The sequence below is a fragment of the Pseudomonas sp. Kh14 genome (assembly GCF_900291005.1).
Taxonomy (GTDB): Bacteria; Pseudomonadota; Gammaproteobacteria; order Pseudomonadales; family Pseudomonadaceae; genus Aquipseudomonas; species Aquipseudomonas alloputida.
Genome location: NZ_OLKJ01000015.1, coordinates 170658 through 183272, shown reverse-complemented (window position 1 = coordinate 183272; position 12615 = coordinate 170658). Strand labels below are relative to the sequence as shown.

General features: G+C 62.7%; 9 protein-coding genes. 3 read left to right on the top strand and 6 right to left on the bottom strand.

The window, feature by feature from the left end; genetic code table 11:
• Positions 1-108: 108 nt before the first annotated feature.
• The 4 genes from pheA to mtnA form a co-directional block, all read right to left on the bottom strand.
• On the bottom strand, positions 109-1212 hold the full coding sequence (gene pheA / locus FQ668_RS08065; RefSeq protein ID WP_010952807.1) for a prephenate dehydratase: 1104 nt from the start codon (positions 1210-1212) through the stop codon (positions 109-111).
• Positions 1205-2290 carry a 3-phosphoserine/phosphohydroxythreonine transaminase gene (serC, locus tag FQ668_RS08060; protein ID WP_026031981.1) on the bottom strand — a complete coding sequence of 362 codons (1086 nt, stop codon included), beginning with the start codon at positions 2288-2290 and terminating at the stop codon, positions 1205-1207. Before serC ends, pheA begins: the two co-directional genes overlap by 8 nt.
• Before the next feature lie 214 nt (positions 2291-2504).
• On the bottom strand, positions 2505-5264 hold the full coding sequence (gene gyrA, locus FQ668_RS08050) for a DNA gyrase subunit A (protein ID WP_014592026.1): 2760 nt from the start codon (positions 5262-5264) through the stop codon (positions 2505-2507).
• A gap of 365 nt (positions 5265-5629) precedes the next feature.
• Positions 5630-6706: an S-methyl-5-thioribose-1-phosphate isomerase gene (mtnA, locus tag FQ668_RS08040; protein WP_019439148.1), complete on the bottom strand. Its 1077-nt coding sequence runs from the start codon at positions 6704-6706 to the stop codon at positions 5630-5632.
• 110 nt (positions 6707-6816) lie between these two features.
• Here mtnA and ubiG point away from each other — a divergent pair, with 110 nt between their 5' ends.
• From ubiG to FQ668_RS08025, 3 genes are all read left to right on the top strand, one after another.
• A complete protein-coding gene (gene ubiG / locus FQ668_RS08035; RefSeq protein ID WP_003252662.1) occupies positions 6817-7515 on the top strand; it encodes a bifunctional 2-polyprenyl-6-hydroxyphenol methylase/3-demethylubiquinol 3-O-methyltransferase UbiG in 699 nt (232 codons plus the stop codon).
• Positions 7516-7517: 2 nt separating this feature from the next.
• On the top strand, positions 7518-8189 hold the full coding sequence (gene mupP / locus FQ668_RS08030) for an N-acetylmuramic acid 6-phosphate phosphatase MupP (protein WP_010952803.1): 672 nt from the start codon (positions 7518-7520) through the stop codon (positions 8187-8189).
• 157 nt (positions 8190-8346) lie between these two features.
• On the top strand, positions 8347-9087 hold the full coding sequence (locus tag FQ668_RS08025) for a YciK family oxidoreductase (protein ID WP_003252656.1): 741 nt from the start codon (positions 8347-8349) through the stop codon (positions 9085-9087).
• 118 nt (positions 9088-9205) lie between these two features.
• Here FQ668_RS08025 and FQ668_RS08015 read toward each other — a convergent pair whose 3' ends face one another.
• Positions 9206-9991 carry a TenA family transcriptional regulator gene (locus FQ668_RS08015; protein ID WP_010952802.1) on the bottom strand — a complete coding sequence of 262 codons (786 nt, stop codon included), beginning with the start codon at positions 9989-9991 and terminating at the stop codon, positions 9206-9208.
• A gap of 30 nt (positions 9992-10021) precedes the next feature.
• Positions 10022-12478: an EAL domain-containing protein gene (locus FQ668_RS08010; RefSeq protein ID WP_019437299.1), complete on the bottom strand. Its 2457-nt coding sequence runs from the start codon at positions 12476-12478 to the stop codon at positions 10022-10024.
• Positions 12479-12615 lie beyond the last annotated feature (137 nt).

Here is a 12615-nt window from a genome sequence, read left to right as displayed (position 1 = left end):
CGCGACCCTTCGCGGGCTAGCCCGCTCCCACAGAGCTCGGCATCACATGCTCACTGTGGGAGCGGGCATGCCCGCGAAGGGCTGCAGGGCAGCCCCAAGGCCCCTGAATCAAAGCACCGCCTTCGGATAAGAGCCCAGCACCTTCAGCGCCACAGCCTCCTGGCTGATCTGCTCGAGCACCGCCTTGATCAGCGGGTCGCGGTGGTGGCCGACGAAGTCGATGAAGAACACGTAGGTCCACTTGCCGCTGCGCGACGGGCGGGTCTCGATGCGGGTCAGGTCGATGCCGTTCTGATAGAACGGCACCAGCAACTCATGCAACGCACCTGGCTTGTTGCTCATCGAAACGATGATCGAGGTCTTGTCGTCGCCGGTCGGCGGTACTTCCTGGTTACCGATCATCAGGAAGCGCGTGGAGTTGTCCGGGCGATCTTCGATCTTCTCGGCCAGGCGGGTCAGGCCGTACAGGTTGGCCGCCATATCGCCGGCGATCGCCGCCGAGTTCCACTCGCCCTTGACTCGCTTGGCCGCTTCGGCATTGCTCGATACGGCCACGCGCTCCACGTTCGGGTAGTGCGCATCCAGCCACTTTCGGCACTGGGCCAGCGACTGGGCGTGGGAGTAGATGCGGGTGATGCTGTCGGTCTTGGTGTTCTCGCCCACCAGCAGGTGGTGGTGGATACGCAGCTCGACCTCACCACAAATCACCATGTCATGCTCGAGGAAGCTGTCCAGGGTGTGGCTGACCGCACCTTCAGTGGAGTTTTCCACCGGCACCACACCGAAGTTGACGGCACCGGCCGCCACTTCACGGAACACTTCGTCGATGGCCGCCATCGGCCGACTGATCACCGCGTGGCCGAAGTGCTTCATGGCCGCCGCCTGGGTGAAGGTGCCTTCAGGGCCGAGGTAGGCGATTTTCAGCGGCTCTTCCAGGGCCAGGCACGACGACATGATTTCGCGGAACAGCCGCGCCATCTCTTCATTGCCCAGCGGGCCCTTGTTGCGCTCCATCACGCGCTTGAGCACCGCAGCTTCACGCTCGGGACGGTAGAACACCGGCTTCTCGCCTTCTTTGAGCGAGGCAGTCTTGACCCGGGCCACTTCTTCGGCGCAGCGGGCGCGGTCGCTGATCAGCTCGAGGATTTTCTCGTCGAGGCTGTCGATGCGTACGCGCAGCGCCTTGAGCTCCTGTTCGGACATGTCAGCCATGCTCCTTCTCGAATTCAGCCATGTAGCCTACCAGCGCTTCTACCGCTTCCAGGCCCAGGGCGTTGTAGATGGAGGCGCGCATGCCGCCAACCGAACGGTGGCCCTTGAGGTTGAGCAGGCCACGCGCGTCGGCGCCAGCGAGGAAGGCCTTGTCCAGGCGCTCGTCAGCCAGGCGGAACGGCACGTTCATCCACGAACGGGCGTTGACGCTGATCGGGTTGGTGTAGAACTCGCTGCGATCGATGAACCCGTAAAGGCAGTCTTTCTTGGCACGGTTGCGCTGCTCCATGGCCTCGACACCGCCCTGCTCTTTCAGCCACTCGAAGACCAGGCCCGAGAGGTACCAGGAGTAGGTAGCCGGGGTGTTGTACATCGACCCGTTGTCAGCCGAAACCTTGTAGTCAAGCATGGTCGGGCAGCTGCTGCGGGCATGGCCCAACAGGTCTTCGCGCACGATCACCACCACCAGACCGCTTGGGCCGATATTCTTCTGCGCGCCGGCGTAGATCAGGCCGAACTGCGACACATCGATCGGGCGCGAGAGGATGTCGGACGACATATCGACCACCAGCGGTACGTCACCGGTCTGCGGCACCCAGTCAAACTGCAGGCCACCGATGGTCTCGTTGGACGCATAGTGCACGTAGGCTGCGTTTTTGGTCAGATTCCACTCGTTCTGGCCAGGGATGGCCAGGTAGTCGTAAGGCTTGGCAGTGGCGGCGACGTTGACGTTGCCGAAACGGCGCGCTTCCTCGATGGCCTTTTTCGACCAGATGCCGGTTTCGATGTAGTCGGCTGTGCCGTTTTCCGGCAGCAGGTTCAGCGGGATTTCAGCGAACTGCTGGCTGGCGCCCCCTTGCAGGAACAGCACCTTGTAGTTGGAGGGGACGGACAGCAGGTCACGCAGGTCCTGCTCGGCCTTTTCGGCGATGGCCACGTAATCGTCGCTGCGATGGCTCATTTCCATCACCGACAAGCCCTTGCCACGCCAGTCCAGCATCTCGGCCTGTGCGCGCTGCAGGACAGCGTCAGGAAGCGCGGCAGGGCCTGCGCAGAAGTTAAAGGCTCGTTTGCTCACATCCACTCTCGCTCTGCCAAATAGAACAAAAACTATCACATGGGTTCGCAGCGACCCTGTGGGAGCGGGCGAGCCCGCGAACACCGGCAAAGCCGGTGCCATCTACCGCAGTGTCTGCTTCGCGGGCATGCCCGCTCCCACAAGGCCGGGCTTTGCCAGCTGTTATCAGTCAAACGGGGCGACCTTGGTCGCCCCGTTCGGGTTTCACGCTTGATTACTCTTGCGGGGCCTCTTCGGCGCCTGCAGCTTCGTCTGGCGCTTCGGCTTCGACACCCTCCTCGTCCGCCTCGATCACTTCATCGAGTTCGTCCTCGGACGGCTCCTGAATACGCTCCAGGCCCACCAGTGTCTCATCGGCCGCCAGCTTGATCAGCGTAACGCCCTGGGTGTTGCGGCTGAGGCTGGACACCTCGCCAACCCGGGTGCGAACCAGCGTGCCCTGGTCGGAAATCAGCATGATCTCCTCGCCTTCCTGCACCTGGATAGCCCCGATCAGCAGGCCGTTGCGCCCTTTGGTACCCATGGCGATCACACCCTGGCCACCGCGGCCGCGACGCGGGAACTTGGACAGCGGGGTGCGCTTGCCAAAGCCACGCTCGGAGGCGGTAAGGATCTGCGAGCCGGACTCCGGGATCAGCATCGAAATGATCCGCTGGCCTTTGCCCAGCTTCATGCCGCGTACACCACGGGCGTTGCGGCCCATTTCACGCACGACGCTCTCGGCAAAGCGGATGACCTTGCCAGCGTCGGAGAACATCATGACTTCCTTGGCGCCATCGGTGATGGCCGCGGCAATCAGGGTGTCGCCTTCCTTCAGCTTCAGGGCGATCAGGCCGTTGGAGCGCGGACGGGCGAACTGCACCAGCGGGGTCTTCTTGACGGTACCGGAAGCGGTCGCCATGAAGATGTATGCGCCGGTCGGCTCTGCAACCCACTCCGGGGTGTCGCCGTCTTCTTCGTCGACTTCCTCGGCCTCAACCAGCTCACCCTCGAGCACGGTGTCATCAGCCTCGTCCAGCAATTCGTCGAGGTCGGCGTTCTGCTGCAGCGCTTCGAGGTCGATCTGCAGCATGGCGGTGATGCGTTCACCCTCCTCCAGCGGCAGCAGGTTGACCAGCGGTCGACCGCGGGCAGCGCGGGACGCTTCGGGGATTTCGTAGGTCTTCTTCCAGTACACCTTGCCCTTGCTGGAGAACAGCAACAGGGTGGCATGGCTGTTGGCGACCAGCAGGTGCTCGATGTAGTCCTCGTCCTTCACGCCGGTCGCGGACTTGCCTTTGCCGCCGCGGCGCTGGGCCTGGTAGGCGGACAATGGCTGAGTCTTGGCATAACCACCATGGGAGATGGTGACCACGCGCTCTTCTTCCGGGATCATGTCGCCGTAGTTGAGGTCGTGGCTGGCATTGAGGATTTCGGTGCGGCGCACATCGCCGTACTCGGCACGGATGGCCTCCAGCTCCTCGCGAATCACTTCCATCAGGCGCTCGGCGCTGCTGAGGATGCGGATCAACTCGCCGATCTGCTCGAGGATTTCCTGGTACTCGGCCAGCAGCTTCTCGTGCTCCAGGCCGGTCAGGCGGTGCAGGCGCAGGTCGAGAATGGCCTGGGCCTGTTCCGGCGACAGGAAGTACTTGCCGTCATGCAGGCCGTACTGCTCCGGCAGGTCCTCAGGGCGGCAGGCGTCGGCGCCGGCGCGCTCGACCATGACCTGCACGGCACTGGATTCCCACGGCGTGGAAACCAGGGCTTCCTTGGCTTCGGACGGCGTCGGCGAGGCCTTGATCAGGGCAATGACCGGGTCGATGTTGGACAGCGCAACCGCCTGGCCTTCCAGGATATGGCCGCGTTCACGGGCCTTGCGCAGCTCGAATACGGTACGGCGGGTCACCACTTCACGGCGGTGGCGGACGAACGCTTCGAGCAGGTCCTTGAGGTTGAGCAGGCGCGGACGGCCGTCAACCAGGGCCACCACGTTGATGCCGAATACGCTCTGCAGCTGGGTTTGCTGGTAGAGGTTGTTGAGCACCACTTCCGGCACTTCACCGCGACGCAGCTCGATGACGATGCGCATGCCGTCCTTGTCGGACTCGTCGCGCAGCTCGGTGATACCTTCGATCTTCTTCTCTTTGACCAGCTCGGCGATCTTTTCGATCAGGCGCGCCTTGTTCAGCTGATACGGCAGCTCGGTGATCACGATCTGCTGGCGACCGCCAACCTTGTCGATGTCTTCGATCTCGGAGCGGGCGCGCATGTAGATGCGGCCACGACCGGTGCGATAGGCCTCGATGATGCCCTGGCGACCGTTGATGATGCCGGCAGTCGGGAAGTCCGGGCCAGGGATGAACTGCATCAGCTCATCGATGGTGACTTCCGGGTTGTCGATGAGCGCCAGGCAGCCATCGATGACCTCGCCGAGGTTGTGCGGCGGGATATTGGTCGCCATGCCCACGGCAATACCGCTGGAACCGTTGACCAGCAGGTTGGGAATACGCGTCGGCATGACCGCCGGGATCTGCTCGGTGCCGTCGTAGTTGGGCACCCAGTCGACGGTTTCCTTGTGCAGGTCGGCCAGCAGTTCGTGGGCCAGTTTGGTCATGCGCACTTCGGTGTATCGCATGGCAGCAGCGTTGTCGCCGTCCACCGAACCGAAGTTGCCCTGGCCGTCGACCAGCAGGTAGCGCAACGAGAACGGCTGGGCCATACGCACGATGGTGTCGTAGACCGCAGTGTCGCCGTGCGGGTGGTACTTACCGATCACGTCACCGACCACACGGGCGGATTTCTTGTACGGCTTGTTCCAGTCGTTGCCCAGTTCGCTCATCGCATAGAGAACGCGGCGATGCACGGGCTTCAAGCCGTCACGCGCATCGGGCAGCGCTCGCCCGACAATCACGCTCATCGCGTAGTCGAGGTAAGACTGTCTCAGTTCGTCTTCGATATTGACCGGGAGGATTTCTTTGGCCAGTTCGCCCATGAGAAGCCTGATTCCTTTTTCTGGTGAAACTTCGCAGCTCCATCAAGGGCCGAACGAAGCTCGCCGCCGCAGCGCATAAGGGTGCGACGACTTACGACAAATCAATGAGTTGTGCCATGGATCTGCGCAATGAAGGCCGCCGTGATGGGCGGTCTTGGAAACTGCCGGATGTTATCACAAACGCAGGGGCGGTGGGGAGAGGTGGCAGTTGGTCTCAGCCGCGTTTGAAACCTGATTTTTGTATTGCCTGCACCGGCCTCTTCGCGGGCTCGCCCGCTCCCACAGGTTCACCACAGCCCTAAGGCCATGCGATATCCCTGTGGGAGCGGGCAAGCCCGCGAAGAGGCCGGTGAGACGATACAAAGTCAGTGCAGGCGCTTGCGGCAAATCAACTGGGCCAGTTTGGCAGTATCCGGACGCTCTACAACACCCCGTTCGGTCACGATAACGTCAATCAGGTCGGCCGGGGTCACGTCGAACACCGGGTTGAATACCTGCACATCCCGTACCGCCGGGGCACCGCCAAAGTCCAGCCACTCGTCGGCGTCACGCTCTTCCAGGGGAATATCCTCGCCGGTTGCCAGGTTCAGGTCGATGCTGGTGCTCGGCGCCACCACCATGAAGCGCACCCCATGGTGCATGGCACTGACGGCCAGCTGATAGGTGCCGATCTTGCCGGCCATGTCACCATTGGCAGCGATGCAGTCCGCCCCCACCACCACCCAGGTGATGCCCTTGGTCTTCATGAGGTGGGCCAGCGCGGAGTCGGCACAAAGGGTCACCGGAATTCCCTCGTTGGCCAGCTCCCAGGCCGTCAGGCGCGAGCCCTGCAGCCAAGGGCGAGTCTCACCGGCATAAACCTGCTCGACCATGCCTTCCAGGTAGCCGGCACGGATCACCCCCAGTGCGGTGCCAAAGCCACCACTGGCAAGGGCGCCGGCGTTGCCGAAGGTGAGCAGGGCCTGGGCATTGCCCTGATGACGACGGATCAGTTCGATACCCTGCTGGGCCATGGTCAGGTTGGCCTCACGGTCGCTTTCGTGAATGGCCACCGCTTCGGCCTCCAGCGCCGCCAGAACGTCTTCTTCCGGACGCAGGCGCAGCAGACGCTCGCGCATGCGGTTCAGCGCCCAGAACAAGTTGGCGGCGGTAGGACGCGCTTCGGCGAGGGTGAGAAAGTCGTCTTCCAGGTCCATTTCCCAATCGCCACCTTCGGCCAGCCGCTCTTCAAGGGCCAGTACCAGGCCGTAAGCTGCGGCAATACCGATCGCCGAGGCGCCGCGCACTGCCATGTCACGGATGGCTGCGGCCACCTGCGCAACATTGTCGCAGGCCAGCCAACGCTCCTCCGACGGCAGCAAGCGCTGGTCGAGCAGGTGCAAGGCGCCGCCCTGCCAGCGGATCGCGGTCACCTTCTCCGCCGCCAAAAGTCGCTCGCGCATCGCCTCTCCCCGTCATTCGGATATCAAAAACGGGCGATTATAGCGACCCTCGCGGCCAAGCGCTCGGGTATACTCCGGCGCAATTTTGCGAAGTTTCAGAGGACTGTTCAATGAGCAACGTCGACCGCGCCGAAATCGCCAAGTTCGAAGCGCTGGCCCACCGCTGGTGGGACCGCGAAAGCGAGTTCAAGCCGCTGCACGAAATCAACCCGCTGCGCGTCAACTGGATCGACGAGCGCGTCAGCCTGGCCGGCAAGAAAGTGCTGGACGTGGGTTGCGGTGGCGGCATCCTCAGCGAAGCCATGGCCCTGCGCGGCGCCACGGTCACCGGTATCGACATGGGCGAGGCGCCACTGGCGGTGGCTCAGTTGCACCAACTGGAGTCCGGCGTGCAGGTGGAATACCGGCAGATCACCGCCGAAGCCCTGGCCGAGGAAATGCCCGAACAGTTCGACGTGGTTACCTGCCTGGAAATGCTCGAGCACGTGCCCGACCCGTCTTCGGTGATCCGCGCCTGCTACCGCATGGTCAAGCCGGGCGGCCAGGTGTTCTTCTCCACCATCAACCGCAACCCCAAGGCCTACCTGCTGGCCATCGTCGGCGCCGAGTACATCCTGAAGATGCTGCCGCGCGGCACCCATGACTTCAAGAAATTCATCCGCCCGTCCGAGCTGGGCGCCTGGAGCCGCGATGCAGGCCTGCAGGTGAAGGACATCATCGGCCTCACCTACAACCCGCTGACCAAGCACTACAAGCTCAACAGCGACGTCGACGTCAACTACATGATCCAGACCCTGCGCGAGGAATAAGCATGCGTTTGCGAGCAGTACTCTTCGACATGGACGGCACCTTGCTGGACACGGCGCCGGACTTCATCGCCATTTGCCAGGCCATGCTCGCCGAACGCGGGCTGCCGGCCGTTGACGACAACCTGATCCGTGGCGTTATCTCGGGTGGCGCCCGCGCCATGGTTGCCACTGCGTTCGCCATGGACCCGGAGGCTGACGGCTTCGAGGCCCTGCGCCTGGAGTTCCTCGAGCGTTACCAGCGCGACTGCGCGGTGCACAGCAAGCTGTTCGAGGGCATGGCCGAGCTGCTGGCCGACATCGAGAAAGGCAACCTGCTGTGGGGCGTCGTCACCAACAAGCCGGTGCGCTTCGCCGAGCCGATCATGCAGCAGCTGGGCCTGGCCGAGCGCTCGGCATTGCTGATTTGCCCGGACCACGTGAAAAACAGCAAACCCGACCCCGAGCCGCTGATCCTGGCCTGCAAGACGCTGAATCTGGACCCGGCCAGTGTGCTGTTCGTCGGCGACGACCTGCGCGACATCGAGTCTGGCCGCGACGCAGGTACCCGCACGGCAGCCGTGCGCTACGGCTATATTCATCCAGAGGACAACCCCAACAACTGGGGTGCCGACGTGGTGGTGGACCACCCGCTGGAACTGCGCAAAGTGATCGACAGCGCGCTGTGCGGCTGCTGAACCCAGACCGATGACCGGGCACCGCCCTTTTGTAGGAGCGGGTTTACCCGCGAATGCGTCCGATCAGACGCCAGTGTTGTCTGGGCTGACGCATTCGCGGGCAAACCCGCTCCTACGATAGCCCCGGGCCGCCCACACGAACTCGAAGGACAGAACCATGTTCGACTACACCGCCCGCCCCGACCTGCTGCAAGGCCGGGTCATCCTGGTTACCGGTGCCGGCCGTGGCATTGGTGCCGCAGCTGCCAAGGCCTATGCCGCCCTGGGTGCCACCGTGCTGCTACTGGGCAAGACCGAGGCCAACCTGAACGAGGTCTACGACCAGATCGAAGCCGCCGGCCACCCGCAGCCGGTGGTTATCCCGTTCAACCTGGAAACCGCCCTGCCACACCAGTACGACGAGCTGGCGGCCATGATCGAAGGCCAGTTCGGCCGCCTCGATGGCCTGCTCAACAATGCGTCGATCATCGGCCCGCGCACACCGCTGGAACAGCTGTCGGGCGACAACTTCATGCGCGTGATGCACATCAACGTCAATGCCACCTTCATGCTCACCAGCACCCTGCTGCCGCTGCTGAAGCTGTCGGAAGACGCTTCGGTGGTGTTCACCAGCAGCAGCGTGGGGCGCAAGGGCCGGGCTTACTGGGGCGCCTATGGCGTGTCGAAGTTCGCCACCGAAGGCCTGATGCAGACCTTGGCTGATGAACTGGAAGGCGTGGCGCCGGTGCGCGCCAACAGTATCAACCCAGGCGCCACGCGCACGGCGATGCGGGCCCAGGCCTACCCCGGCGAGAACCCGCAGAACAACCCGCTGCCCGAAGAGATCATGCCGGTGTACCTGTACCTGATGGGGCCGGACAGCACAGGGGTGAACGGGCAGGCGTTCAACGCCCAATAAACCTGCATCGGCCTCTTCGCGGGCTTGCCCGCTCCCACAGGTAGGGCGCAGTCCTTGAAAGTTGCGGTGATCCTGTGGGAGCGGGCAAGCCCGCGAAGAGGCCGGTACAGGAAAGCGATCAGCCCGCAGCCAACGCCGGCCGCATACGGCCTTGCTGGCGCCCTTCCAGCTGCATGCAGCGCTCCAGGAACAGGAACATGCAGTCGTAACTCTTGCAAATGGCCCTGCGCAGCTCGGTCCGCAACCCCAGGGTGGGGTTCTCACCAGCCAGGGTACAGATGATTTCCAGCGCCTCCCACGGGTGCGCATCGTCATACTGGGCATGCATCTTCAGCCACTTCATCGCCCGCTTGCGCCCTTCTTCAGGAAACCCCTGCGCATAGGTGTCGGTCGAGCACACCACCGCCGACCATTCACCGGTCGCGCCTTCGATGGCGTAGTTGGTCGCCGCCATGGAAATGGCCAGGTTCTCGGTGGCGCACACCCGCCAGCACCAATCGTTCAGGCCGTTCAGCTCGGGCGGCACTTCTTGCGCCTGCAACTCGTGCAGATGCACACCGTGCGCCTGGCACCAGTTCACCCAGTAGTCGGCATGGTTGAGCTCGACGCGGATGTTGCGCATCAGCCAGCGCCGCGCCATGTCCTCGCCCTGATGCCGGCCATAGCGGGTCTTGGTCAGGTTATGCGCCATGTACAACGAAAACTGCTCCACCACCGGCCAGCCACCGATGAGGTACTGGCGGATGGTCGATTGCTTCAGCTGGCCATCGCGTAGTCGTGCATAAAACTCATGCTCAACCACCCTGCGCTTGCTCTCGCGGCAGTCTTCAATCAGTTGCTGGGCCCATTGGGGGTAACTGGCGGGGTCCATCAAAGGCCCGATACGAACGAATGCGTCAATCACTTTCAGCTCCTTGATCCTTGTGATTTCCAACTAGCGAAACGTGCCAGGTGCTCGCTGCAACAGAGGCCGGGCGGCGATCCGTTGGCGCTGCAGACTGTCACAGGTGAACACCTGGGGGCGTTCGATCAGGTAGCCCTGGGCGTAATCCACGCCTATTTCCTGCAAGGCCTGCTCGATCAAGGGTGTTTCGACGAACTCGGCAATCGTGCGCTTACCCATCACATGGCCGATATGGTTGATGACCTCGACCATGGCCCGGTTGACCGGGTCGTCGAGCATGTCCTTGACGAAACTGCCGTCAATCTTCAGGTAGTCCACGGGCAAATGCTTGAGATAGGCGAACGAGGACATGCCGGCGCAAAAATCATCGAGCGAGAAACGGCAACCCAGCCCTTTCAGCTCGTTGATGAAGCGAATGGCGCTGCCCAGGTTGGCAATGGCGCTGGTTTCGGTAATTTCAAAGCAGATCATTCGCGGCGGAATGGCGTATTCGACAAACAACCGCTGGAGGTATTCAAGGAACTTGTCGTCGCCAATACTGGACCCCGACAGGTTGATGGCACAGGTCGACAATGGCCCTTCACGCCCTTCTTCCAGGCACTGGCGTATGACCATGAACACATTGCGCACCACCCAGCGGTCCAGCGCGGTCATCAGGCCGTAGCGCTCGGCCGCCGGGATGAAGCTGCTGGGCAGGATGGTGCGGCCGCTTTCGTCGTGCAGGCGCAACAGAATTTCGATATGGCCCGGGCCCTCGAAGGATTTGAGCGGGGCGATTTCCTGGGCGTAGAGGCAAAAGCGGTTTTCTTCCAGGGCCACATGCAGGCGCTGGATCCAGGCCATCTCGCCAAAACGCATGGACAGTTCGCTGTCGTCGGCGTGGTACACCTGCACACGGTTTCGGCCCTTTTCCTTGGCCATGTAGCAGGCCATGTCGGCGGCGCGCAGCGAGGCCTCCAGGGTACCGGGGGCCTGGGCCATATGCACCAGGCCAATGCTGACCGTGGTTACGAACGGCCGCCCTTTCCATACGAAGTGCAGGCTCTGCACCATCTGGCGTAATTGTTCGCCGATGCGCTCGGCCTGGTCGGGCGGGCAGTTTTCCAGCAGCACGCCAAACTCATCGCCGCCCAGCCGCGCGAGCGTATCGCCCTCACGCAGGCCGGATTGCAGCACCGCGCAGATGTGCCGCAGCAACTCATCGCCGGCAGCGTGGCCACAGGTGTCGTTGACCAGCTTGAACTGGTCGAGGTCGAGGAACATCAGCGAATGCCGCCCGGCCTGGCGCGCCAGGTCGTTGAGCGCCTGCTCCAGGCGGTATTCGAACTCGCGGCGGTTGGCCAGCCCGGTCAGGGCGTCGTGAGTTGCCTGCCAGGACAGGTTGGCGATGTACTGGCGTTCCTGGGTCATGTCGTGCAACACCAGCACGATGCCACTGACCTGGCCATCATTGAGGATCGGCGAGCCTACCAGGTTGATCGACACGGTACTGCCGTCCAGGCGCTGGATCAGCCGGGCATGCTCGGAGCCGCCCTTGAGGCTGCCGCTGAGCACCTGTTCGACCAAGCTGCGACCGTCCTCCTCGGCGTGTTCATCAACCAGGCTGAACAGTGCCGACAGCGGCAGGCCCTGGGCCTGGCCGGATTGCCAGTGGGTCAATTGCTCAGCGGCCGGGTTCATGTAGCCGATACTGCCCTCGACATCAGTGGTGATCACCGCATCACCGATGGCCTGCAGGGTAATCTGCGCTCGCTCTTTTTCTTCCTGCAGGGCGCTGGCAAAGGCCTGGCGCTGGGCCAACAGCTTGCTGGAGCGGCGCCAGGCAATGGCGATCAGGAACATCGCGGTCAGCAGGTTGGTGATCAGCAGCACCCGCAGCAACATACGCGAGCCTTCACCCAAGGCATCACTGAAGGCCTTGGCCGCCGGGGTCACGCCTTCGTTGATGGCGACAATGCGGGCCTTCCAATCGCTGACAGTGTCTGGATCCGCCGGGCCATTGGCAAAACGCTGGCGCATTTCACCGGCCAGTACATCCAGCTTGGCCAGATAGTCGTCACCGATGTCCCAGTAATCGATGGCTGTCTGCATATAGCTGACATGGCGAAAATTGCGGTAGAACCAGATGATCCGATCGACATCGTCAGGGTGGTTGCCACCTTGCAGAACCGCCTGTCGCGCGGCGTCCAGATCAGGGCTGGGGTCGTCGAGCACCTCGCGCAGACGATGGTCACCCTGGGGCACGGTAATGGCCTGGCGATAGCGTTGGTAGGTGCTGTCGTCCTGCGTCTCGCCGTACAGACTGAGGTAGTAGATGGCATCTTTCTGCGCCTTGGACCACAGGCTTTCGCCCGCGACATAGGCGCGCACGGCCGAGAGCGTATAAAGGCTGAGGCTGCCCAACGCCACCTGAAGGACCACGACGGCGATGAAAGGCCATGTGATGCCGAGCAACTTTGGCGCTTCGAGTGTGCGATTTCCCTTCATGGAGTCCCTGTCACAGAGCAGATAAGGCGTAAATCGACCCAGACAAGCACAGCGTAGGCCATTTGCCATCGCTGTGGCGGGGATTTTTATGACAAGGAATCGGGGATTTTTACAGCGTACGCGCTGGCCATTGTAGG